22 protein-coding genes are annotated in these 24,624 nt (G+C 33.3%); 3 read left to right on the forward strand and 19 right to left on the reverse strand.

The features are described from left to right. Positions 1-43: 43 nt before the first annotated feature. From dut to NTX65_17460, 13 genes are all read right to left on the reverse strand, one after another. Positions 44-499: a dUTP diphosphatase gene (dut, locus tag NTX65_17400; GenBank protein ID MCX6171113.1), complete on the reverse strand. Its 456-nt coding sequence runs from the start codon at positions 497-499 to the stop codon at positions 44-46. An 86-nt stretch (positions 500-585) separates the two neighbouring features. Beyond that, positions 586-2,049 carry a polysaccharide biosynthesis C-terminal domain-containing protein gene (locus tag NTX65_17405; protein MCX6171114.1) on the reverse strand — a complete coding sequence of 488 codons (1,464 nt, stop codon included), beginning with the start codon at positions 2,047-2,049 and terminating at the stop codon, positions 586-588. Positions 2,050-2,099: 50 nt separating this feature from the next. Then, complete coding sequence (locus tag NTX65_17410) at positions 2,100-2,513, reverse strand: thioesterase family protein (protein ID MCX6171115.1); 414 nt, start codon at positions 2,511-2,513, stop codon at positions 2,100-2,102. Positions 2,514-2,535: 22 nt separating this feature from the next. Next, positions 2,536-3,339: a class I SAM-dependent methyltransferase gene (locus NTX65_17415; protein ID MCX6171116.1), complete on the reverse strand. Its 804-nt coding sequence runs from the start codon at positions 3,337-3,339 to the stop codon at positions 2,536-2,538. Between the two features lie 23 nt (positions 3,340-3,362). Then, on the reverse strand, positions 3,363-4,316 hold the full coding sequence (locus NTX65_17420) for an acetyl-CoA carboxylase carboxyltransferase subunit alpha (protein ID MCX6171117.1): 954 nt from the start codon (positions 4,314-4,316) through the stop codon (positions 3,363-3,365). 5 nt (positions 4,317-4,321) lie between these two features. Further along, positions 4,322-6,307 (reverse strand): glycosyltransferase, encoded by a 1,986-nt coding sequence (locus NTX65_17425; GenBank protein MCX6171118.1) that lies wholly within the window; start codon positions 6,305-6,307, stop codon positions 4,322-4,324. 7 nt (positions 6,308-6,314) lie between these two features. After that, a complete protein-coding gene (locus NTX65_17430) occupies positions 6,315-7,031 on the reverse strand; it encodes a polyprenol monophosphomannose synthase (GenBank protein ID MCX6171119.1) in 717 nt (238 codons plus the stop codon). 14 nt (positions 7,032-7,045) lie between these two features. Next, complete coding sequence (locus tag NTX65_17435) at positions 7,046-8,449, reverse strand: sugar transferase (protein ID MCX6171120.1); 1,404 nt, start codon at positions 8,447-8,449, stop codon at positions 7,046-7,048. Between the two features lie 9 nt (positions 8,450-8,458). Then, on the reverse strand, positions 8,459-9,655 hold the full coding sequence (gene lhgO, locus NTX65_17440) for an L-2-hydroxyglutarate oxidase (GenBank protein ID MCX6171121.1): 1,197 nt from the start codon (positions 9,653-9,655) through the stop codon (positions 8,459-8,461). Next, positions 9,656-10,819 (reverse strand): glycosyltransferase, encoded by a 1,164-nt coding sequence (locus NTX65_17445; protein MCX6171122.1) that lies wholly within the window; start codon positions 10,817-10,819, stop codon positions 9,656-9,658. A 19-nt stretch (positions 10,820-10,838) separates the two neighbouring features. Continuing rightward, positions 10,839-12,002 (reverse strand): glycosyltransferase, encoded by a 1,164-nt coding sequence (locus NTX65_17450; protein ID MCX6171123.1) that lies wholly within the window; start codon positions 12,000-12,002, stop codon positions 10,839-10,841. A 4-nt stretch (positions 12,003-12,006) separates the two neighbouring features. Next, positions 12,007-13,152, reverse strand: coding sequence for a UDP-N-acetylglucosamine 2-epimerase (non-hydrolyzing) (gene wecB / locus NTX65_17455; GenBank protein ID MCX6171124.1), 1,146 nt, complete (start codon positions 13,150-13,152; stop codon positions 12,007-12,009). Further along, positions 13,149-14,090, reverse strand: coding sequence for a glycosyltransferase family 2 protein (locus NTX65_17460; protein MCX6171125.1), 942 nt, complete (start codon positions 14,088-14,090; stop codon positions 13,149-13,151). Before NTX65_17460 ends, wecB begins: the two co-directional genes overlap by 4 nt. A gap of 122 nt (positions 14,091-14,212) precedes the next feature. Between NTX65_17460 and NTX65_17465 the strand changes: the two genes are divergently transcribed. Continuing rightward, entirely contained in the window at positions 14,213-15,031 is an 819-nt protein-coding gene (locus NTX65_17465) for a hypothetical protein (protein MCX6171126.1), read from the forward strand. Between the two features lie 6 nt (positions 15,032-15,037). Here the strand turns inward: NTX65_17465 and NTX65_17470 are convergent, their stop codons facing one another. Then, positions 15,038-16,492 (reverse strand): flippase, encoded by a 1,455-nt coding sequence (locus tag NTX65_17470; protein MCX6171127.1) that lies wholly within the window; start codon positions 16,490-16,492, stop codon positions 15,038-15,040. A 19-nt stretch (positions 16,493-16,511) separates the two neighbouring features. Next, on the reverse strand, positions 16,512-17,702 hold the full coding sequence (locus tag NTX65_17475) for a glycosyltransferase (GenBank protein ID MCX6171128.1): 1,191 nt from the start codon (positions 17,700-17,702) through the stop codon (positions 16,512-16,514). Between the two features lie 134 nt (positions 17,703-17,836). Here NTX65_17475 and NTX65_17480 point away from each other — a divergent pair, with 134 nt between their 5' ends. Continuing rightward, on the forward strand, positions 17,837-18,907 hold the full coding sequence (locus tag NTX65_17480) for a glycosyltransferase family 9 protein (GenBank protein MCX6171129.1): 1,071 nt from the start codon (positions 17,837-17,839) through the stop codon (positions 18,905-18,907). A gap of 84 nt (positions 18,908-18,991) precedes the next feature. Then, the gene (locus NTX65_17485) at positions 18,992-20,224 is read left to right on the forward strand and encodes a glycosyltransferase family 4 protein (GenBank protein ID MCX6171130.1); all 1,233 of its coding nucleotides are present in this window, start codon (positions 18,992-18,994) and stop codon (positions 20,222-20,224) included. A gap of 17 nt (positions 20,225-20,241) precedes the next feature. On the opposite strand, the gene NTX65_17490 is transcribed toward NTX65_17485, so the two are convergent. From NTX65_17490 to NTX65_17505, 4 genes are all read right to left on the reverse strand, one after another. Then, positions 20,242-21,441, reverse strand: a complete 1,200-nt coding sequence (locus tag NTX65_17490; GenBank protein MCX6171131.1) for a glycosyltransferase — start codon at positions 21,439-21,441, stop codon at positions 20,242-20,244. Positions 21,442-21,524: 83 nt separating this feature from the next. Beyond that, positions 21,525-22,178, reverse strand: coding sequence for a class I SAM-dependent methyltransferase (locus tag NTX65_17495; GenBank protein MCX6171132.1), 654 nt, complete (start codon positions 22,176-22,178; stop codon positions 21,525-21,527). Between the two features lie 154 nt (positions 22,179-22,332). Beyond that, positions 22,333-23,112 carry an FkbM family methyltransferase gene (locus NTX65_17500; GenBank protein ID MCX6171133.1) on the reverse strand — a complete coding sequence of 260 codons (780 nt, stop codon included), beginning with the start codon at positions 23,110-23,112 and terminating at the stop codon, positions 22,333-22,335. Positions 23,113-23,362: 250 nt separating this feature from the next. After that, positions 23,363-24,622 carry an O-antigen ligase gene (locus NTX65_17505; GenBank protein MCX6171134.1) on the reverse strand — a complete coding sequence of 420 codons (1,260 nt, stop codon included), beginning with the start codon at positions 24,620-24,622 and terminating at the stop codon, positions 23,363-23,365. Between the last annotated feature and the right edge of the window lie 2 nt (positions 24,623-24,624).

A 24,624-nucleotide genomic window follows, 5' to 3' on the forward strand; every position in this document is an offset into this window, starting at 1 on the left:
TGGAGAATTTTTTAATTCTCAATTCGCAATTCTAAATTTTCAATTACTTTTTTCCCGTGTGTCCAAAACCGCCTTCGCCCCGAGTACTATTGTTCAGTTCATCAGTTAAAATCAAATTTGCACGGTAAACTTTGGATAAAACCATTTGCGCAATTCTATCGCCGCGTTTTATTATAAAATCATCCTCGCCAAAGTTGAATAAGATTACTTTTATTTCTCCACGGTAATCCGAATCAATAGTTCCCGGAGAATTTAAAACACCGATTCCATTTTTTGCAGCTAGTCCGCTTCGTGGTCTAATCTGTATTTCATACCCGTCTGGAATTTCTACACGCAAGTTTGTCGGGACCAAACCGACTTTCCCTTTTTCAATTTTCATTTCTGTTTCAACTGCAGCGCGCAGATCTAATCCGCTGCTGCCCTCGGTTGCATATTCCGGTAGAGGAATATCTGAGAATAAGTTTGCAATGTGCTGAATTTTTATTTTGATTGGTTTCATATCATACTTGATTTTTGTAATGGGAAGTTAACATAAAAGAAAAATTTATTTTGCTTGCTTTTAAAAAAGTTTAAGAAGATTAAAATCTACTTGACACGAAAAAGCATTTTTACCAAACGGATAATTTCATTTTTTTCTACCACTTTCATAACTAAAAGTGAAAGAACAAATCCAGCCAACAAAAATATTTTGTAAAAGAAATTAAGTCCGACCTGATAATACAAGTAATAGTAGAGTAAACAAGTGATTGAAATCAAACCTAGAATTTTGAATATTTTTCCAAATTCATATTTAATCGGATAATATTTTTGTGAAAAGAAATAAAGACCCGCTGCCATAACAATATAACTTGCAAGTGTTGCAAGCGCGGCGCCAATAATTCCAAGTAATGGAATCAATAAAATATTTACGACAACGTTGACCACTGCCCCGGCACCGGTTACATAAGGAAAGTATTTAGTCTTCTCCTCAATATAAATTCCCGCTTGAAAATTATAATAGATTCCGTTGAAGAGATAAGCCAGAAGTATAATTGGTACGATCGTAATCCCGCTTAAATATTCTTTTCCAATGATCGATTTACCTGGAAGAAATTGGAAGCGCGCAAAATCTTCCACAAATAATGTTAGTATAATCCAGATTAAGCTCGAGACAATTACAAAGAGGGTTAGAACTTTTGCAAACAACTCTTTGGCGTTTTTTTCTTTTGCATTGGTTAAGAAAAATGGCTGCCATGCAAATTGGAACATTGAAGCAAAAAGCATCATGAAAATACCAAGCTTATAATTGGCTTGATAAATTCCAAGTGTAGATTCATTTGTCATTGCTAAAACAACCGGTCTATCAACAACCTGTACAATCATCGCAGCCATACTTGCCGGTAAATACGGCAAACCAAATTTTAAATACTTTACAAGTAATTCTTTATCAATTTTTAGGTGAAGCATTTTAAATATATCGGGAGTAAAAACAAAAAATGAAAATGCTGAAGCAATTAGATTTGCAATAAAGATCGCTTCAATTCCCATCTTGTATTTGAGAACGAGAATGAAGTTAAGTGAAATATTTAAAAGAATGTTTGTGAGTTTGATAGCCGTAAACTTACCGGCTTTTCTTTCTAAACGTAGATTTGCAAAGGGCACTATTGCGAGAGTATCAAAAATTAAAATGAGAATTAGATAATAATAAAGTTTAGTTAACTCTGCCGGAATTTCCATTACATGACTGAGCGGAGTTTTCAATAAGTAAAGAAAAACTGATAATACTATTGATGTGAGAAAAACAAAAAGGTATGCTGTAGAAAATATTCTCTTCTTTTCACTTTTGTCATTTAAGGATGCATATTTCATGAATGCCGCATCCATTCCATAAATGAAAACAATATTTAGAAAAGCTAGATAAGCATATATATTAGAGTAGATACCAAAATCGTGTGTATTGATTACGTTTGTGTAAAATGGGACAAGAAAAAATCCAAGGAATCTTCCTATAATAGTACTAATGCCGTATATGGCGGTGTCTTTGGTGAGTTCTTTTATTTTTTCTATCATTTCAATACAGGATTAAACCGAAGAAAAGAATCTCCGGCAAAAATTAAAATTTACTTACTAAAATATTTTGTCAGCGCTTCAACATAAATTTTAGGCGGGCGCACGGCTTTCTTTGTATCTAATCTAATGAATACGTGAGTTGTAAATCCTTCGGCAATCAATTCATCAGAACCTTTCCGCTTAACAATATATTCAATATGAACCTTTGGAGAATGTAAAACTTTAACCGTTGCCTGGATTTGTAAGATGTCGTCATATACAGCAGGATTAAAATATTTCAAACCGGCTTCAATCAAAGGTAATTGATACCCGTCTTTTTCCACCTCTGAATAAGCCAATCCCGCAGCACGTAATAATTCTGTTCTGCCAACTTCAAAGTATTCTAAATATTTTCCATTGTAAACGAATTGCATTTTGTCTGTATCGGCGTAACGGACACGAATTTCTGTCGTGTGAGTGAGCATTTATTTTCCTGATATATGAAAATTATTTTTTTCTTATTAAATAAATATCCTGCGGTGAGTTTGTACCGCTGGTTCCGGCAATAAATTCCAATAATTCAAAACCATCTAGAAGATTTTCTTCAACGTATTTTCTGGTCTGATAAACCGTGCATTTATTATCGCCCTCCACCAATTGGTTAACAGTAAAGATCCCTTTATTAGACAGTTCTACAAATTCCATTTTTGTCAAATTTGAAAAGGTGCTCTCTCCATGTGTGGTAAAATAAAATGAGCCGCCGGTTTTCAGAATTCTGTTGAACTCTTTCATCCATTCTTTTTGCAGATCCGGACCGATATGCGTAAAAACTGAACGTGCATAGATCAAGTTAAACATTTCATTTTGGTAAGTCAGCGGCGGTGCGATTTCATTAACAGAAAAATTTCCGAATGGTAAATTTTTGTTAGACCATTTAATCAATTCAGGATTAAGATCACTTCCAAAATAATTATTGTTTTTCGAGTATGAATAAAAATGTCTTATAATTCTTCCGCAGCCGCATCCGAAATCGAGTATACTTAATGATGAGTCAAGTTTTATTTGATTCTTCTCAAGTACATTTTTCATCATTTCAAAAACTTGTTTGCCGGAATTCCAGTAAACACCACTCCACCGCAATCCAATTATCAAAAATATCAATCCGGAATCAGGTGCAGGAAATCCGTCCGGCAAACCGTTACGTCTGAATTTTTGCTCATTAATTAAAATAGCCGGCGAGAAAGTTTTTGCCGAGTTATAAAATGATCTTACCTTATCAATCAATCCTAATTCAGTTAAGATTTGCTTCACCGCAGATTTCAATAAAGGGACTCCTAACTTTCTTGATAAACTCCCATCTTTGCAAATTTTTCTAAACGATTTTGTACCAGTTTTTCCGGTTTGATTTTCAAAAGCGTTTCAAGTTCTTCCTTGAGTATTGCTTTAAGAGTAACAGCCATTTTCGAATGATCTTTATGCGCACCGCCAAGAGGTTCCGGAACAATCCGGTCTATAATGCCTTGAGCTAACAAATCTTCTGCAGTAAGTTTCAATGCCTCGGCTGCAGTTTCTTTATACTCCCAGCTCCGCCATAAAATACTAGAACATGATTCCGGACTGATTACGGAATACCAGGTATTCTGCAGCATTAAAATTCTGTCGCCAACTCCAATTCCCAATGCACCGCCGCTTGCGCCTTCTCCGATAATTGTAACAACTATTGGAACACGCAGACGGCTCATCTCAAAAAGATTTTTAGCAATAGCTTCAGCTTGCCCGCGTTCTTCAGCTTCAAGACCGGGATACGCACCGGGAGTGTCGATCAAAGTGATTACGGGCATTTTGAATTTTTCCGCAAGTTTCATCAACCGCAATGCCTTCCGATAACCTTCAGGATTCGACATCCCAAAATTTCTGTATAAATTTGATTTTGTATCGCGTCCTTTTTGATGACCGATTATCATAACTTTTTGGTCATCAATTTTGGCAAAGCCGCCAACAATTGCTTTATCATCCTTATAAAACCGATCTCCATGAAGTTCAATAAAATTTTCGGTAATCATGTAGATATAATCCAAAGTATATGGTCGTTCAGGATGACGCGCGAGCTGTACCCTTTGCCAACGGGTTAGATTGTCATAAATTTCTTTTTTCAAGTCAAGCACCTTTTCTTCGAGAGTTTTTACCTCTTTTGCGATGTCAAGACGTCCCTCATACTTTCGCATCTCTTCGATTTTATTTTCGAGTTCAATGATTGGTTTTTCAAAATCCAGTATATTTTTTGCCATTTTAATTACATCCTAAAAAACATTTTCGAAATCGTTTTCCCCATTATTTCAAGGTCGAGCCAAATATTTTGATTTTTTGCATAAAAGATATCGAGCTTTTTCATCTCTTCTTCATCGGACTGAGATAAATTTTCAATAAACCAAAATCCGGTCAATCCTTTTTTACCAACATACAATTCACCGTGATAAGACGATTCTCGTGGTCCGACAAAACTTTTCTTAGCTGCGAATACACTCGGGGTCTCAAGAATGAATTGAAAAAATTTATTTTTTTCCGAGGCGAACTTCTGAAATAAATATATGAAAGGATAAACCAAAAACAAAATTAGGAGGCTTAAGACAAGATCAAACGATCGTTTGAACGCACGTTGAAAATATGAAGAAATATTATATTGAACTTTGAGAAGAGGAATATCATCCAGCATAGTTATTGATGACTTCCCCACTAGATAATCCGATTCCTTTCCCGCAACAAGGAACTCAACATTCTCGCCCTGGCATTCGGCAACAAGAGCAAACATTCGATTGAACGAGAGATCATCCGAAGAAAAAATTACCTTATCAATTTTTTCATCTAATATAATTTTTTTGATGTTTTCAACTGTTCCAAGAATTTTGAAATTTCCGATACTTCCGCCGACATTTTTCCTAGTTAGACCAATCAATCCGACAACTTTATACAATCTTGTGAAAGTAGTCTTTAACTTTGCCGCAAGTTCTTCTGCTTTAGTTTCGCTTGCCACTATGAGTGTACGGGATTTTCTAGTATCGGTTTCTAAACCCAATTTGAAAATTACTTTTAAAGTAATCCGCCACAACAATAAAACTGCAATTGCGAGTCCGTAACTAATAAGAACAACTGCCCGGCTGAAAGCAAATTGCTTAAAGAAATATGTGAGCGCAGAAAGAAATACTAGTCCGTATAATAGTGAAAAGAATGTAGGAAGAATTGAAAATGAATTTTTCCTATAGGCACCGCCAATTGCTGAAATAAAAATTTGAATCAGTGCCGGCACAAAATAAATCCAGGGTAGAGCAAATGCTGGAAAGCCGGTCCAATGCTTATTCGAATAAATTTTTTCAGCTAAAAAAACCGATCCGGAAAAGAGAAAGAAGTCAACCACAATCGAAATGATTGAGAGTTTAAACACGTTAGCGAACGCAAACAGTTTGCGGAAAATAATTGCCAATTGTAAAATTGACTCAACCAGAAAAGATGAAGAAAAATGTTTACGCACGAAGAGATGCATGGCATTATAAAAAACTTTGGTTTCGTCTAAACTGCTGCGCTTAGTGCTCTCCCCTTTATAATGAATTATCTCTGTTGTATGAACATAATAAACCTTATAATTCGATTTCTGCACGCGGTAGCAAAGATCAAGGTCTTCGCCATACATAAAGAACTGTTCATCAAATCCGCCGACTTTTTCATAAACATCTTTTCTAATCATTAAAAATGCGCCGCTGACCGCATCAACTTCGAAAGATTGGTTTTCATCAAGGTAAGTCAAATTATAACGGGCAAAAGCACGGCTCTTAGGAAATAGCCGGCTCAATCCAATTACTTTTGTAAAGGAAGTCCAAGGACCGGGGAAACTCCTTCTGCATGCAAGCTGAAGAGTTCCGTCCGGATTAAGAACTTTGCAACCGGCAATTCCAACTTGAGAAGTCTTCTCAAAAAATTCAATCATCTTTGAGAACGTATCTTCGCGAACAATTGTATCTGGATTGATTAATAAAAAATATTTTCCGGTAGCTATTTTCATAGCCTGGTTGTTTGCCGAACCAAAACCGACGTTAGTTTTGTTCGCAATCAATTTTACGTTTGGAAATCTTTCGCGCAGAATCTCAACACTTCCGTCATCCGAGGCGTTATCAACTACAATAATTTCTGTAGAAATATTTTTTGCGGAAATACGTATTGAATCGAGAAGGTTGAGTAAAAATTCTTTTACGTTATAGTTAACAATTATTATTGAAAGATCAATCATCGCATCTTTAATTGAGTGTGCCGAAAATACTTTTTAGCCGGAGTTTCCAAACCATAAAAATTGCTTCACGAACAATTTTCTTTGACATCTTAGAAGTACCTTGTACTCTATCCGTAAATGTTATAGGAACTTCAAGAAGTCGGAATCCTTTTTTCCATGCTTTATAATTCATTTCTATTTGGAATGAATAGCCATTCGAATGTATAGCATTGAGATCAATTGATTCTAAAACTGTTCTACGAAAACATTTGAATCCGCCAGTACCATCTTTTACCGGCATTCCCGTAATTATTTTTGTGTAAAGATTTGCAAAGTAACTTAGTAACAATCTCCTAATCGGCCAGTTAATAACCCGTACACCATGAATGTAACGGCTTCCGATTATCAAATCATAATCATTTATTTTTTCTAAAAACTTTTCTAATTCTTTTGGGTCGTGAGAGTAATCAGCATCCATTTCTATGGCAACGTCATAACCGTTTTCAAGAGCATATTTAAAACCGGCGACATAAGCAGTGCCAAGACCCATTTTCTTTTCCCGCTTAATAATTTTAACGCGTGGTTCCTTTTCACCAATTTTTTCGACATACTGAGAAGTACCATCGGGAGAATTATCATCTACCACCAATATATCCAATGCAGAATACATATTAAGTAGATCCAAAAGGAGTTTTTGGATATTATGAATTTCATTGTATGTTGGAATTATTACGATAGCTTTCATATTATATTTTCCAATTAATCGAAGTGCCCTTTTCCGAAAAGCACTACAAAAATAGTTCTAAAAAGAATTTTGAAGTCCATCCTTAAACTCATGTTCTCAATATAAAATAAATCATAACGAAGTTTAACTTTCACATCGTCAATTGTTTCGTCATATTTATGTTTTACCTGCGCCCAGCCCGTTATACCGGGTCTTACTTTTAACCGTCGTTTATAAAGCGGAATTTCATGAGATAGTTTTTCGACAAAAAACGGACGTTCCGGACGTGGACCAACAAAACTCATATCTCCTCTTAATATATTTATTGCCTGAGGAATTTCATCGAGTCTGACTTTACGCATAAATTTTCCAACCCGTGTAATCCGGGGATCATCCTTAACAGACCAAACCGGACCGGAGTGTTTTTCGGCATCTACCACCATTGTTCTAAATTTTATAATTTTAAAAACTTTTCCATTCATACCGGAACGTTCTTGCCTGTAAAAGACCGGTCCTTTGCTTTCCAATTTTATTAAGAATGAGGTTATAATTGTTGCCGGAGAAGTTATAATAATGAGAAGGAACGAAAGTATGATATCCATCAGTCTCTTTATTTTTTTCTCCCATTCCGGCATCAATTCCGGCATCACATCAATTAATGGAAAAGCATATAACTGAGATACTTTTGCCTGTCCGCTTATGATATCATATAAGTCCGGGACAATTTTGATCTCAACATTTTTTCCCTCGCACCTTGAAATAACTTCAAGAATAGTTTCTTCCTCATGACGACCGAGAGAAATGATTACATTTTTAATTGAATACTTATCTATCACGAGTTCTAAATTGTGAATTGTGTCAACTACAGCAACATTATTATAAGATTTCCTTAATTCGGCTTCATCTACTGCAGCATAAGCAACAACATCCAGCCCTAGTTCTCTAAATTTTGTAATTGATTTATGAATTTCATTCGATTTGGAATTGAAGCCAATAATTAGCGCATTCCTTCTTCCAATTCCTTGAACAAGCAAACGTCTTTGAAAACTTCGGATGAATAATCTTCCAGCACCAACAACAAAAAGAAAAATTCCCCAATAAAGAAAAATGTAAAATCTAATTGATGTTGAGACGCCCGTTGTATAATCATCATAGAGTACCAGGAAGAATAAAATAAAAACACCTACGAACGACGCTTTGAAAAGAGTTGAGAGTTCATCAAATCTGGAAAGAGCGAACCAAGTACGGTACATTCCAACAAAAGTGAAAATTATTAACCAATAGAAATAAACCGCAATCATTGAGAGGAGTAAATTCGGCTGAGCAATTAATTCAAACCAACCAGATTGGACTCTCAGATAGAAGAAAAGAATCCAAGCAAGATTGACGGCAATAAAATCTGTTATTAGTATGAAAAATTTTTCTGTTCTTTTATCCATAACACCCGGCTATAATTTTTCCAAAACTTTATCTGCTATAAAATCTCCAATTGATAAAGATGCTGTAGCCGCCGGAGATGGTGCGTTACAAACATGAATAATTCTTTTATCTTCGACGATATAAAAATCGTCTAATAAACTACCGTCATTAATACAAGCTTGAGCTCGAACTCCGGCTCCTCCTGGAATCAAATCATCTTCAACAATTTCCGGAATTAATTTATTCAATGCTTTTACAAAAGCTTTTTTGTTATAAGAGCGGTAAAACTCTCCCATACCCATTTTCCAATGTTTTTTTATCAGAGTATGAAATCCGCCCCATGAAAACGTTTCAAATGTATCCCGTAAGTTAAAACTAGTTTTTGTGTAACCTTCTCGCTTAAAAGAAAGCACCGCATTGGGTCCGCATTCAACTTCCCCGTCAATCATTCTAGTAAAATGAACTCCAAGAAATGGGAAAGCAGGGTCGGGAACCGGATAAATGAGCGAGTTCACAAATTTTTTTTTCTCATCTTTCAATTTGTAATATTCTCCTCGGAACGGTATTAAACGCAAAGGCAAATCAGGATGTGTGATTTTAGTAATTCTATCAGCGAACAAACCGGCGCATGTAACAACTACTTTGGATTGATACGAACCTTCATTGGTAATAACTTCGCACTCACCATCCTTGAGAATAATATTTTCAACTTTGCAGCCAAGTTTAATCTTTGCATCAAATCCGTTAATCAATTCAAGATATTTTTCAGAAACTTCTGTGTAATCGATAATTCCAGTTTGAGGAACAAATATTCCGGCAACACCCTCAGTGTGAGGTTCGATTTCTCTCAGCTCATTTTTATTAAGTTTTTTTAATCCTGTAAGACCATTTTGTTCGCCACGCTTAAATATATTTTCCATTGATGGAATTTCATTTTCAGATGTTGCAACAATTACTTTTCCACAAATATTGTAACGTACTCCGTTCTCTTTGCAGAAATCAATAAGCATCTTATAACCGTTTACACAGTTGCGTGCTTTCAAACTGCCGGGTTTGTAATAAATACCCGAATGAATTACACCGCTGTTATTTCCGGTTTGATGTTTCGCTACTCCATCTTCTTTTTCAAGGATTAAAAGTTTGAGACTATTATTTTTCTGCAAAATTTTTAATGCAGAAGCCAAACCAACTATTCCCGCGCCAACTAGAATAACGTCGTATTTCATTTATCTCTCGGTTGATTGCCAGATTACGCTATGTTTTCTATTAATAAATTTTATAAATCCTTGAACTACAGCCATATTCGAGATAACAAAAAAATAAGGAAGTGAGAAAATCCGTATTCTAATTTTCAAGGTAGAGAAGACGAATCCTATTAAAGCCATTAGATAAAAAAATATTTGTAGAATGAAAAACCAAAAAACTGCCCAATTATGATAAGATAGAAACCAGCTCAAAATAAAAACTAGGATCAACAAGAACGGTAAAAACCATCTTGTTACCTTATGAGAAAAAAAAGCGTAGCTTAAAAATTTATTCTTATTAAGAAGCATGGATCCGAAATCAACGAGAGTCTGAAAATTTGTGGCGCTGAATCTTACTTTTCTCATATATTCGGCTCCAAGATTTTTCCCCGTATTTTCATAAGCCAATGCATCATTTCTATAAGTGAATTTCCACCCTTTTGATACTACAGAGAGCGAAATGAAAAGATCGTCAGTAACAGCTTTATCTGTTGGTATATTAACATATAACTCTTTTCTAATTGCAAATATTCCTCCATTAGCCGCAAGAGATATTCCGCAATTTCCTTCCGAATTTTTAATTATCGTCTCATATTTCCAGTAATTAATTTCTTCAACACCGTCACCCCTATCTTTGTCTTCATCTTCAAAAACAAGTTTGCCACAAACACCGCCTATATTCTCATCTGTAAAATCCATTACAAGATTTTTAATAGCATTGGTATGAAAATCCGTATTCGCATCTGTGAAGACTAGAATTTCTCCAGTAGCTTGCTTAATAAGATCATTTAGAATTCCCGCTTTTCCTCTTCGTTTTTCTGAAATGAAAACTTTTAGCCATGGAAATTCATTTTTCAAAGAAAGGAGAATATTGTTAGTAGAATCGTTTGAGCAATCCGACCCGACAAATACTTCAACTTTACTGAGGTCATAATTTTGAGATGCAAGATTTTTTATCCGTGCCGAAATTACCTTTTCTTCATTGTATGCTGCAATCAAAACTGAAATTGTTGGTTGGAAGGACTCATGTTTATTTTTAATTGATTTGTTTTTTCCGATCAGGTAGACTATTACAGGGTAAATCACAAATGAATTTATTATTACAAAACAGACTAAAAGAAGCGCTATTTCAAAAATTAATATCATTCAAAAGATCTTATCTGTTTTATGAGTTAGTTTTTTGCGATTCAATTTGCAAAACAGTATTAAAAACTTTTTCAGTAACAGCTTCCCACGAAAATTCTTCGGCTTTCTTCATTCTCAATTGATTTCGTTCTTCTTTATTATCTTCTACTGCAATCCGAATCATCCGGACAAATTCAGTTTTATCCTTAGCCACAAATACAAGATCATTAAATTTACAAACTTCAGGCAAATTAGAAGAAACAACCGGAATTCCTAAAGAAAAATACTCCAACAATTTCAAGGGATTGGCAGCGATACTAACATCATTTAATTCAAACGGAATTAAACCAACATCAAACACAGAAGCATATTTAATCAATTCCTTATAATCAACCGCTCCCAAATAAGCAAAATTTTTACAATCATAAAAGCGACTTAAATCCCTCACTGTTTTTCCGATTATTACAAAAGTATAATCGGGATAATGAACAACGCAATCATAAATTACATCCAAGTCAATCCACTCGGAGATCAAACCGAAGAAACCGATAACCGGTTTTTTCATTTCATTTACTTGCGGTGCAAGCTGGTCTATCTTTTTAAAATGATTAGTCTCAACCCCTTGGGGCGCATAGAAAGTATTTCCTTTTGATCTTTTTCTTGTTCGAAGAAGAAAGTCAGACACTGCAAATACTCCGTCAACTTTTTCAACTAATTTTTTTTCCAATCCCGGAATCGATTTAAATGCTCCATCCATTGAGGAATAATCATCAACACAATAATAAAATGCGCTGGCTTCTCCTAGTCTTCCTACAAGTTGATCTGTAATTGGTGCGGAAGTTATAAAAATCGGTTTCACCGCCTTATGTTTAGCTAAAACTTTTTTAACCGCTTTTGAAATAAGAAAAGTGTTGAGTAACCTGATTATCCCGAAATCATGAAAAGGAATGATAAAAGGAAATATTAATTCCGGTGTAACATCATTTAAGGTAATGCTCTTTCCGGATTTAAAAAGAACTTTAAATATTTTTTGTACGGCACGTTTTAAATCTGAGCTATTAATTTTCGGTCGGCGCAGACCAATTGAACCGACCCAATAAATTCGATTATTATGTTTCATCAACACACGCGCAATGTGTTGAAGAGTAGATGGAAATCTTCCCCAATCGTCATTAAAAATTATTATGTCTCTACCGGAAATCATTTTATTATTGTTCAGTTTGGTAATTCTGTTTAAGGATTTCTACTATTCGTTGAGAGGCATTTCCATCTCCGAACGGATTTTCGGTTGTGAAATAATTAAATCCGTTCTCTAGTTTAAAATCAATTTCCCGGAAATGAGTGAAAATTTTTTCTCTATTGCTTCCTGTTAGAAATGCGTATCCCGCCCTTACGGCTTCATTTCTTTCAGTTACTTCGCGCATCACAATTATCGGTTTGTTAAAGACAAAGCATTCTTCCTGTACACCTCCTGAATCACTCATAATGAAATGACATTTGCTCATAAGGTAAAGAAATTGTAGATAATCCATTGGTTCCGTCAGAATAAAATTTTTCGTCTTACTTAATATATTGCTTACAGGGTTGGTTACATTTGGATTCATATGCACCGGATAAATAAAATTGTAATCCGAATATTTTTCGGCTAATTCCTTTAACGTCCTTAACAATTCTTCTAATTCATCGCCAAATTTTTCTCTCCTGTGCAGAGTAATAAGAATGAATTTCTTATTAAAAAGACCACTACCGTATTTTGTTTCAAAATTCATTCGGATTTGATCTGCAAATTCAGGTTTATCCAGTTTTAATTTTATTTGATGAAGTGCATCAACAACTGTATTTCCGGTAACATAAATTGATCGAGGATCAAATCCCTCTTTAATCAAATTCTCTTTTGAATCCAAAGTTGGAACAAAATTAAAATTAGCGAGCACAGAAATAAATCTTCTGTTTGCTTCTTCAGGGTATGGATGAAACAAATCATAACTTCGTAAACCGGCTTCAACATGTGCAATTTTAATCTTTTTATAAAAGGCAGCCAAGGCGGAAGTGAAAGCTGTAGTGGTATCACCTTGCACCATCAAAATATCCGGATTATACTTTTCAATTGAAGACTTCAATTGTGTTAAGGAATTTGCCGTAATGTCAAAAAGTGTCTGATCCGGTTTCATTAGATCTAGATCATCATCCACAGAAAGATTAAAAATATCCAAAACTTGATGAAGCATCTCACGATGTTGACCGGTTGAACATACAATTGTCTCAAAATATTTATCACTTTTAAGAGCTTGTATGACTGGTGCAAGTTTGATTGTTTCGGGACGAGTACCGAAGACAATCATAATTTTTTTCATTTATCAATCTCGCTAAATTTAGATGGGAAAAGAAAAATTGACCGGAAATAACAAACCGCTTTTCTTATCAACGTTGAATCTGCTTTTAATAATCCGCTTACAATATAAAGCGGTACACGAAGAATCAGTCCTAATTCATGCAATATTAATGCAAGAATTAATTTCATTCCATGAAAGTGTTTTTGAAAGAATTGAATTTTCGAAATATGCTGATTGCTATATTTGAACCAGAGATTCGAGTCTGTACTAGCTCCTCCGATATGAACTATTTCAGCACCCGGATAATAATAAACTTTACCGCCTAAATTCTTCCAACGGTAGCAAAAATCGGTTTCTTCATAATAGAAATGAAACCTTTCATCGAGCCCGCCAAGTCTTTTTAAAATCTCGCGATCCATAAAAAGAAAAGCTCCCTTTACTGCATCTACTTCAACAGGAAAATTTTGATTAGTATAATTTTGGTGATACTTTGATAAATATTTATTCACAGGAAATAATTTATAAAGAAATAAATTCTCTCCAAAGAGATTTGGCAGCGAATCGAAATCTACAATTGAAATCTGATAGGATTTGTCTTCATTCAGAAGTTTGCATCCAATTATTGCTTTATCATTTTTTGTTTTAGAAAAATCAATAACTTTTGTAATAGCATCTTCTATAAAAATCACATCGTCATTTAACATTAGAATGTATTTACCACCGGCAATAGTAAAGCCCTGGTTGTTTGCTGCTGCAAAACCAACGCTTTTTTGATTTTTTATGAACTTAACCGTTGGATATTTTTTTACTATTTCATCAATACCTTTTTCTGTTGATCCGTTATCAACAGTTATTACTTCAAAAGTCACACCTCGAGTTTCGGCAAACAAAGATTGAAGACAATTATCCAACAGCGAAAATGAATTGAAATTTATTATAACGATGGAAACGTCAATCATTTTACCTAATTTATTCCCGCGTAAATGAGTAATATTTTGAAGCAAATATAACTGTTATACGTTTAAGATTGGATTTTTATTTCTAATTTGAGAATGGAATTTCATAAAAATTGATATGGCTTATGAATCGTTCATTTAAGTTATTTAACATTTTTTCGGCAATAATTTTAATTGCTGTTTCTGAATTATCAGCTCAACAATTTCAGAAGAATTCTTACGAAGTTGTCGAGGGAAAGATGGTTGGAATTTGGCCTCACAATGATAGATTTAAATCCCCGGATCGGTTGAAAGAATTAAAAGATCGTTGGGGATTTAACTATTTATTGGTTGCTGCAATTTATGGAAATGAGGAAAAATCAGTTGCTGCTCAAGCCGGCTTCGATTCAATGCATATTATCTACCAGATTTATTTACCTGATTTCATAAAAAATAAAGAATTAGAATTGAAGAAGATCCGTGAAATAGGAAAAATTTGGGCTTACTATTTTGATGAGCCGATTAGCAGAAGTCATTCTTATTTACAGTTTCTAAAACTCATTTCTTTTTTGAGCGAAGAAGAATTGTATCCCCATGCAAAATTTATTGTAAGTGAACTTGATGAAAATAAAGCCGCAACAGTTCTCCCATTTGTTGATCTGATTACATATAGCGGTTACGGTGACAATGAAAATCTTGGAATAGATCAGGTGAAAACTTGGGGCGAATGGAAAAGTTTTATTGGAGAAAAATTCGGAATGCCCTGGATAAGCGCGCAATTAGATTCAAATGAATACCGATCTTTATTCAAAGCTGCACGTGATTTTAAATTCGACAGCATTATGTTTTATGAATTAGAACCATTGCCCTCTGGACATGAAGTAAGTGATGCTAATTTTGAAAAATTCTGTGAAGCAGCAGTCGAATTTGGGTTTATGAAAATTAGAAAAAAGAATGCAAACTGACGGAGATTACTCCAATTTATATTTTTCAATAAATCGCTTTCCAGATTCTTCTTTATTAACCAGTTTGAAGAATATCAAAAGTTCCTCTCCGCCAAACAACTTTATTCCTAACGTAAGAAAGAAAATAAAAATAGGCGAAAGCAGCAAGTATGGAATAACAGGAAGAAATGAAAGTAGATAAAGACCGCCACAAATCAAAAATGACCAGAGTAAAACTTTGTACCGTCCTATTGATGGGCGATACCCAAGTTTGCTTATAATGAAAAGTATAAACACAAACGATGCGAAACTTGCGATCAACTTGGCTAAGGAAGCACCTAGAAAAGAATATTTTGGGATTAATAAAAAATTCAGACCCAAATTAACAATAACTTGAATTGCGCCGAAAATGAAATTGTAAAATTGTTGATTCTTCGCAATAAGAACTACCAGAGTATAAAAAGTAAAAAATAGAAAGACCTGACACCAGTAAAGAATTGAAGCCGGTAGAGACGCGGGTAAAAATTGTGCGCCGAAGATTAATTTCACTAATGAAGCGGACTCAAATGTAAAAACTGCTGCGATTATAAAAGAAATGAAGTATAGAAGTTTAATAACTAGATTGGATAAAGAATCAGAACTAACCCGATCCGACATTCTCTTAATCAAAATTGGAAATACTGTAGTTACTATTGCACCAGGGATAATACTCAACGGCATTGTTAACCTTACACCTGCCGAGTAAATACCTACATCATAAGGACCTTTGTAATAATTGAGAATAACAATATCTATCTGCATAAATATTGTTGTAAGAATTACAAAACCAAAAAGCGGTAAGGATTCCTTTAAAAGCCAAATTCCATGGTCTAATGTAAATTCATATTTGTAGTTATATTTTTTTCTCAAATAATAAAACGATAGAATGAATCCCGGTATGTTCGTAATAGCATAAACGATAACAAAATATAACGTAGCGTCTTTCATGAACGGAATAAATACCACCATTAAAAGAAGAATCAAATTATCCAATACGGCAAGTGTCATTGGATAATGCATTTTAAGATTCACTTTGAAGGGAGTGGAAAGAAGTTCGCGGATATTCACTTGCTTGGAAGACATCACAATAGTAGTGAAAAGAATATTTGATAATAATATCTCTCTCGTCGAATAATTAAAAAACGGTGCCGCGATATTGAATGCCACAACCAGAAGAACATAAATAAAGAAACGAAGCGAGAGTGCGCTGTTGAAAAGATGGAAATTATCTCTCTCTTTAGAAAATTCTCTAAAGACTATCGGTTCAATTCCGAAATCAACGAATTTTGAAAGAATTCCAATAACAGCAAGTAAACTGCTGAACGTTCCAAAACTTTCAACACCGAGAAAGCGTATAGCTATAACTATCGCAATCATGTTTAGAACATTTGAGATTAGCTGCCCGAATGAAAGCGAGAAAACATTTTTAGTTACTTTTTCGATTCCGGATCCAAAATTATTTTTATTTTTTCAGAATTCTTTTTTGGAGATACAATTCGAATTCGCCGACTATTTTATCCCAACTTAATAAAGATGAAACAACTTCTTGAGCTTCTTTCATCATATCGTTTCTAACAGATTCATTCTCAAAAACATAAATTATCTTATCTGTAAAAGATTCCGGATTATCGGCAAGAAGAATGTATTTTTTCAATTCCTTAGGAAGACCGGCAATCGACATTGTTGTAGCAACCGTTGGAATTCCCAGAGCTAAAGCTTCAATAACTTTATTTAATGTACCGGCACCAAAGCGTATGGGAACAACATTGACTTCACTTAACTGATATTCAGTATTTATATCCTTCACAAATCCTGTAACGAATATATTTGGCGAGGCTAAGTTTTTCAATTCCCTCGGAGGCTTTTGACCAACAATATAAAATTTTGATGTAGGGTAATTTTCTCTCACCAACGGGAAAATTTCTTTTGTAAAGTAAATGGCTGCATCTCTGTTTGGAAAATAAGGCATGTTGCCTGTAAAAATAATTCTGTTTTTGATAAAAGGAATTTTGGAGGATGAGAATTGGCTGGTATCGAAACCATTCCGTAGAAACTGAATGTTAGAATGAAGTTTATTCTTTTCAAGATAATCTTTGTCTTTTTCAGAGCAAATAAATAGTGTATCAAAATTTTTTGCAACTGCTTCATAATTCTGAATTCTATAAAGCTCTTCTTTCAGAACTATTTTCTTGACTGGATTTTTTGTTACATCTGCAAATCTTGATAGATAAAGAGAAACTGCATCTGTAAAATCAAGCACTTTTAAAGCTTTAGAATCTCCGGCAGCATCAAAATATTGAGCGCTTCTAATTAAATGAAAATAGATTACATCAAAATCATTCTGCCCGATTGTTTTCTTTATTAGTTTCACCATTTTTTTAGATGAGAAATAGGCGACCTGGAACGGAATTTTTAAAAAGACCGCACTAAGTGTTTTAACTAATGAAGAAATAATTGGTAGAGAGACCGTCTGAATATTAATTCCGAACTTTTCTAATTCAGTTACATAAGCAAAATCTTTTTTGTTCTCATGAAATGTTAGAACGGTGACCGAATTGTTTTTTGCAAGTGATTTTGACAGATTAAAAATTTTGAGTTTGTCGCCTCGGTAGGGCGGATAAGGAATACGCGGCGTTATTATTAATATTCTCACTAAATGTTATCCATATTAAAAAATGTAGAGGTTAAACAGCCTTTTATAACTTCAGACAAAAAATAAGAAAAATAGCATCAGATATACAATTTGTTTATTTTTACCCACTATTAATCAACAAAAAAATCTATTAGATGGTTGTAAAAACCGATTGCCTTTTCTTCCGCGGAGACGTTCCGTGTAAACCTCATAAGCAATATGCAGTACATTGTGAAGATTGCCCATACTTTAAAAAGTACACTAAAAATATTTTAATCATTAAACTCGGTGCTATTGGTGATGTAATCAGAACAACACCGCTCTTCACAAGACTTCAGAATGAACACCCGGATGCTAAATTTTACTGGTTAACACACACACCGATAGTTGTTCCTCAAGAAGTTCATACAATTCTAAAATTTAATTTTGAATCGGTCTTATTTCTAAAGTCTGTTTCATTTGATCTCTTAATCAATCTGGATAAGGATAAAGAAGCCTGCTCGCTTGCAAGTCAACTAACGGCTAAGAAAAAGATGGGCTTCATTTTAAAAGACGGACTTCCTCAGCCCGTAGATCATAATGCTGAACATAAATATTTAACCGGGCTTTTTGATGATCTAAACAAAGCAAATAAAAAAAATTATCTCGAAGAAATATTTGAAATTTGCGGTTTGGATTACAAAGGTGAAAAATATATTCTTGATACTTTTGAAGAATTTGGTCTTAAATGGCAAATTGACACAACAAAAAAAGTTATCGGATTAAATACCGGTTGCGGCGGTCGTTGGGTCTCTCGTCTTTGGCCTGAGAAGAATTGGATTCAACTTGTAAAAGAATTATTGGTTAGCGGATTCGAAGTTATACTGCTTGGCGGTGAACAGGAAGATGAGAAGAATAAGCGAATCGCCGAATGCACAGGTGCCAAATATTTTGGTCATTTTTCTTTAGAGACATTTATAAATCTTGTAGATAAGTGCGATCTCGTTGTAACGGGCGTAACGATGGCGATGCATATCACATTAGCTCTCAACAAAAAAATTGTTCTTTTCAACAATATTTTCAACAAAAATGAGTTCGAACTGTTTGGTTTGGGAAAGATTTTAGAACCAACAAAAGAATGCAAATGTTTTTTTACTCCAAGTTGTAAAAATGATGAATATTTTTGTATGGATACAATTGAGGTTGGAAGAGTATTTGGTTCAATCAAGGAATCAATCTCAAATTAATTTGGTCCCAAATCAGCACTCTTTGCTTAATGCATAAAAATTCTAAAAAATTTAGTTTCTGTTCACTTTGATTTTGAGAATGAGTTGAAATTATTACATATCAATAGTTATGATAGAAAGGGGGGCGCAGAAACTATTTTCAATATTACTCGATGCAATTTAATTAGTGCCGAGAATTACTCAGGCTTTGTTAAACTCAAGGACTCCCCAGAAGTCCCAGATATATCTTTCACAAGTTGGGAAGTTGATAACAAGATTTTAGGCTCTTTTAACTATATTTTTTCGATTCATAATTATTTTCTTCTTAAAAATTTCCTTAACAAAGAATCAATCGACATTATTCATCTCCATGGATTTTTTGCTTCAATATCACCCTCAATACTTCTTGCCATAAAAAAAATAAAAAAAAATAATCATATCAGAGTTATACAGACATTACATGATTTTCATTTGATTTGCCCCAATGCAAGCTTATACAACTATGCAAATAATAATATTTGCGAAAAATGTATTGGTAAAAAATATAAATTTTTTATTTTTAAAGATAAATGTGATAGAAGAGGAAGAATACATTCGATTCTCAAGGGAATTCGAAGTTTAGTTGCAAATAATATATTGGGACATCGGGATATTATCGATCAATTTATTTCTCCAAGTGATTTTCTGAAACATAAAATGATTGAAGACGGAATTGATGAGAAAAAAATTATTGTCATCAGAAATCCAATTATTAACTATATGACAAAATCTGATTCAAAGAAAGAGAATCTCATATGCTATTTTGGCAGATTTTCAAAAGAAAAAAATTTGGAATTTCTTATTGCTGCATTTTCTCTTTGGAAAATGAAAACAAACAACGATTTTCGATTACTTCTGATTGGTGAAGGCGAAGAAGAAAATAAATTAAGAGAGCTTGCTAAAACTTCGAATTGCAATGACAGCATTGTCTTTAAGAAATTTGTTCAAAACGAGGAACTTGTAAACAATATTAAATTAGCAAAATATTTTTGTATGACTTCCTCTTGGTATGAAAACGCGCCACTTTCAATTCTTGAAGCATTATCATTGAATATTATTCCCATTGTACCAAATATTGGTGGGATGGATGAGAGTATAAGATTATTTAATATTGGGAGAACTTATGAATCCGGCAATTACGATTCATTTCTCGATTCAATTACAACATTAGAAACAAGTTATGATCTGATACTTGAAGAATTAAGACAGAAAAAAGAAGATATATCTAAATGTATTTCTTTGAAAAATTATCATGAAGGGTTATCAGTAATTTACACTAAGTTATTAACACATGATTAACATGGTTGAGAATTAGTTTATTTTTCTCTTTTTATTTCAACACGCTCGTTCAAATAATCTTCAAAATTTTCTACTATTCTATTCCATCCAAGAAGACGGTGGACTAATTCACTCCCCTCTTTCATCAATCTTCCACGAATTGATCCATCATTAAAAATATCAATAATCCTGGCAGCGAAAAGTTCTGGTGTATCCGCTGTAAAGACAAACTTCTTTAATTCATCGGGAAATCCATTTACCGACATTGAAGTAGCTACTGTTGGAATTCCAAGAGCCAATGACTCGATTATTTTATTTGGAGTACCAGCACCAATACGAATTGGCGCCACATTTACTTCACTAAGTAAATACTCCTTCTTGATATCAGATACAAATCCGGTCACAATAATATTCTCTGATTGCAAATCTAAAATTTCTTTGGGAGGATTTTGTCCAACAATATAAAATTTGGCAGTTGGTACTTTTAGCAGTACAATTGGAAATATTTCTTTTACAAAATATAATGCGGCATCTTGGTTCGGGAAATATGGCATATTACCGGAAAAAACGATTCTGAATCTTTCAGCCTGAATAAATTCATATTTGAATGCATTCTCATCAAATCCGTTTAATAAACATTGTATATTATCATGAATTTTTTGTCTTGCCAGAAAGTCTTTATCAACGTCTGAACAAATAAAAAGAGTATCAAAAGATTTAGCTGTTTTTTCATATCGAATTATTCTCCCTAACTCCAATTTGTATATCATCTTCTTAATGGGATTTTTTACATAGTCTAAATACCTTGTTAAGTAAAGCGATAGTGCATCCGTAAAATCAATCACTTTCAAAGCGTCTATGTCATTTATAAATGGCAAATATTGTGCTGTATTTATTAAGTGAAAATAGATAACATCATATTTTTCTACCGACGTCAATTCAAAGATTTTTGATTGCATTTTTTTTGAATAAAATGCTGACACCTGAAAAGGAACAGCAGAAATGACCGATCGAAATAAATTTAGTATTGATTTGAAATAAGGAAATTTTACTACTTCCACATTAATACCTTTTTCCTTAAGCTCTTCTACATATCTCGCTTCGGAAGATTTCCTTAAAAATGTTACAACTTTGACCTCATTTCTCTTAACAAGTATTTTACAAATATTAAAAATCTTTAATTTATCTCCTCTAAAAGGAGGGAAGGGGATTTGTGTAGTTATGATTAATATCTTCACTAATCTAAAATACCTGTTAATTTAGAAAATGTTTACCAACTTTATATAATAAGGTTGGTATGGCAAACTCTCTTATTGCAATATTATGAATTACGTTTCTCCGCATAAATATAATCCGCAAAACCTAAAATATCCCACAAGCCATAAGCCACTAATCGACGAGTTTTCCACCAATCAAGTATCAATACTAATGGAGTAAATATTATTCTTTTCAAATCCCTGCGTGTGGCAGCTTTTATTATTCCAAAATTATTTTTAAGAAGTTCATTGGCTAATTCCTGAATGCTATAAATTCTCACATGAGTAGGGTCATCACAAAAATGGAGAGTATCCTGCATGCTAGGGAGAGATAACGATTTTACTGAAGGAAACTCTATATAAATTCTTCCAAATACTTTTATTTTCTTAGTTAATCTATTGATAACTTCTATCCCATTTGGTATATGCTCTATAACATGACTACAAATGATAACGTCAAAATAATTGTTGGGGATATTATCAAGTTTTTCAATTTCGTTTTCAAGATCAATTTCGTAGTATTTTTCCATTAATGAAAAATCCAGATTATCATTATTGCAACAAGCTTTATCTATACCATAATATTTACAATTTTGAAACCACTGTTTAGCCTTTTGTGCCGAATGATTGCCGCAACCAACATCCAACAAGGAAAAGGTTTTATGACTATACTCTTTATATATCTTTTTAAACTGATTTGGTATAAAGAATTTTCCCATTCAGAGCTCCAAGTTCTATTTTGTTATTAATGTGAAATTATTCAATACAATTGCTATTTAAAAATCAGTTTGACAAATATTATGTATCTGAAATACACGAATTGGAATATTTTTATCATGTATAGAGAAAGATCGCCAAAATTTATATAAAGCACTACCGTAAAAGGTGTTGAATTCTATTCCTGGATTCATTAGTAAAAAAAATGAAATTATTTATATACTTTCCTTTTTTCTCAACATTAGAAATATTTTGATGAATATTATTTTCGAAAAATTCTATCTTTTCTAAATGTTCATTTTCATAAAAAAATCCATTATAACCATACTGTTGTAATAATGAAATAACCTTTTTGATCGTTCCCAATTTGTGTCTTTCTTCCATTTCGATCAGTATTATCGGATGGTTACTGGAGAGCAACAGATGGGCACCAAGTAAAACTGATTCCTCGTGACCTTCAACATCGATCTTTATGCAACCAATTGCCTCTGTAAATTCGAAGTCATCAAGTCTCTTAACAGGCACGGTTACACTATCAATATTTCCGTATTTTTCTATATGATTCTCATGCTCAATGGTGCTACGTCCTACCTCAGCAGGAAAAACTTTCAAGTTGGCAATTCCAGCTCTATTTGATAAAGCCGTTGTTTCAATTTGTATTGGTGGATTCAAGCCAGATAAAAGTCTTTCCAAATCTTTTGCCGCATTAACTCGAGGTTCGAATGCGATGCACCTTTTTGAATGTAAACACATATGAGTTGTATACAATCCTTCGGACGCACCTACATCAATCGAAACTTTTGATTTGTCACACAAGTAAGGAATTAACCTTAATTCTGGTTCTGGATAACCGCGCTTCCAAACTAATATCCGCAAAAAAATATCAGGCGGTAAAACGAATTTCATTCCAAACTTAATAAAACGCAAGATGTTCATTGATATTTCCTATTTGTATAAATTACACAACCATCTAAATTGGATTCAGTCATCATGTTAAAGCATCAACTGAATATACGAATATCACTAGTGGTGAATTTAGTGTTGTTAAATGAAACTCTAAAGTTTAGTAAGCAAACTTATTTATTTTGATTTATTTATGCTCTTTTACAACTTTAGAAGGTTTCGCATACCTACTTTGATTTTTCGATTTCATAACAGAACTAACAAAGTTTAAAAAAATGCCTCATTACTTTTCGAGCGTGGTATTAGACACCATTACCAGTTTTGTAATTAAATAAATTAGAAATAGATTAAAAGCAAAATGAAGAAAACTAATTATGGGAACAAAGAAAGAAAAGAGAATGACAAATACACAAATAGCATACATGGATATTGTATTGAGATTTGGATTACGTCTCATTTTATAATAAGATGTAGAAATAGCCATACCCAGAAAAAGAGGGATGAATCCTAAACCAATAATACCAAAATCTCTGTAGTATATAAAAAACATTGTATACGTATTATAATTGTTTGTTATCAAATGTGGGTAATCAAAAATATGTAAGTATTCGCTTAAAGTATGTTTCAATCCCGTAAGAGCTAAAACAAAATCAAATGAAAATATTCCATAACTAAATCTATCAAGTTTATTTACTGCATTTGCAAAATTCTCCAGGTTCATTGCTACGTACATATATGGTTCTGTGAAAATGGAATACTTGACATCAAATTTCATACGGCTCAAATAATAAAGAAAATTAAGAGCATATCTGCTCAACCTTAATGTAGATACTCCATAAAGAATAAAACTAAGAATGAGGATAATGCTAATAACGTTTTTTGTCTTCAATTTTCTCAATCCATAATAGATGGCAACACCCGAAATTATCAGTGAAAATACTATGTAATACCTTTGTAATAAGAGAAGATAGGTTACAACACTTAATAAGAACAATACAGCTAAAACAATTTTCCTTTTGAGTTCCCCTTTTACTATAAAACTATAAAGTATAATTAGGTATAGTATACTCGGCAGTGATTGTATGAAGAGTCCAAATCCAAAAATTCCCCATTTTGTTCGCGTTACATCAGGTAGACTTGTAAACAAAGGGACATATCCAATAACTACAAATGAAATTGCAAACGAAAGTAAGTACATTATTCCCAAAATATTTATATAACGAAAAAGCAATCTGGAATTGATTGAATTATTAATAATCGATTTCCGAATTTGATCTAATTTCTTAATGGGTTTGTCAATATTAATTACATAGACAATAAACATTCCGATTAACATTGAGGTTAATGAAAGGAACAACATAATCCAACTATAACTTGTCCACTGGATTTGAAATCTACTAAATTTTAATTCTGTTAATCCGATGGCCATTGACCAAATTATAATAAATAATCTGGCTGGAGAAAAAATATCAGAATCTTTCTTAAACAAAGAGAGTGTAAATAAAAGAAAAATTGATATACATATGAAGGATATGACTGTCATAT

The sequence above is a fragment of the Ignavibacteriales bacterium genome (assembly GCA_026390795.1).
In the GTDB taxonomy this organism is placed as follows: Bacteria; Bacteroidota; Ignavibacteria; order Ignavibacteriales; family Melioribacteraceae; genus Fen-1258.

What these genes read in the sequence shown, in the direction of transcription:
- dut (MCX6171113.1), bottom strand. Translation starts at nt 499, where the DNA reads ATGAAACCAATCAAAATAAAAATTCAGCACATTGCAAACTTATTCTCA.
- NTX65_17405 (MCX6171114.1), bottom strand. Translation starts at nt 2,049, where the DNA reads ATGATAGAAAAAATAAAAGAACTCACCAAAGACACCGCCATATACGGC.
- NTX65_17410 (MCX6171115.1), bottom strand. Translation starts at nt 2,513, where the DNA reads ATGCTCACTCACACGACAGAAATTCGTGTCCGTTACGCCGATACAGAC.
- NTX65_17420 (MCX6171117.1), bottom strand. Translation starts at nt 4,316, where the DNA reads ATGGCAAAAAATATACTGGATTTTGAAAAACCAATCATTGAACTCGAA.
- NTX65_17425 (MCX6171118.1), bottom strand. Translation starts at nt 6,307, where the DNA reads ATGATTGATCTTTCAATAATAATTGTTAACTATAACGTAAAAGAATTT.
- NTX65_17430 (MCX6171119.1), bottom strand. Translation starts at nt 7,031, where the DNA reads ATGAAAGCTATCGTAATAATTCCAACATACAATGAAATTCATAATATC.
- NTX65_17435 (MCX6171120.1), bottom strand. Translation starts at nt 8,449, where the DNA reads ATGGATAAAAGAACAGAAAAATTTTTCATACTAATAACAGATTTTATT.
- lhgO (MCX6171121.1), bottom strand. Translation starts at nt 9,655, where the DNA reads ATGAAATACGACGTTATTCTAGTTGGCGCGGGAATAGTTGGTTTGGCT.
- NTX65_17445 (MCX6171122.1), bottom strand. Translation starts at nt 10,819, where the DNA reads ATGATATTAATTTTTGAAATAGCGCTTCTTTTAGTCTGTTTTGTAATA.
- NTX65_17450 (MCX6171123.1), bottom strand. Translation starts at nt 12,002, where the DNA reads ATGATTTCCGGTAGAGACATAATAATTTTTAATGACGATTGGGGAAGA.
- wecB (MCX6171124.1), bottom strand. Translation starts at nt 13,152, where the DNA reads ATGAAAAAAATTATGATTGTCTTCGGTACTCGTCCCGAAACAATCAAA.
- NTX65_17460 (MCX6171125.1), bottom strand. Translation starts at nt 14,090, where the DNA reads ATGATTGACGTTTCCATCGTTATAATAAATTTCAATTCATTTTCGCTG.
- NTX65_17465 (MCX6171126.1), top strand. Translation starts at nt 14,213, where the DNA reads ATGAATCGTTCATTTAAGTTATTTAACATTTTTTCGGCAATAATTTTA.
- NTX65_17480 (MCX6171129.1), top strand. Translation starts at nt 17,837, where the DNA reads ATGGTTGTAAAAACCGATTGCCTTTTCTTCCGCGGAGACGTTCCGTGT.
- NTX65_17495 (MCX6171132.1), bottom strand. Translation starts at nt 22,178, where the DNA reads ATGGGAAAATTCTTTATACCAAATCAGTTTAAAAAGATATATAAAGAG.
- NTX65_17500 (MCX6171133.1), bottom strand. Translation starts at nt 23,112, where the DNA reads ATGAACATCTTGCGTTTTATTAAGTTTGGAATGAAATTCGTTTTACCG.
- NTX65_17505 (MCX6171134.1), bottom strand. Translation starts at nt 24,622, where the DNA reads ATGACAGTCATATCCTTCATATGTATATCAATTTTTCTTTTATTTACA.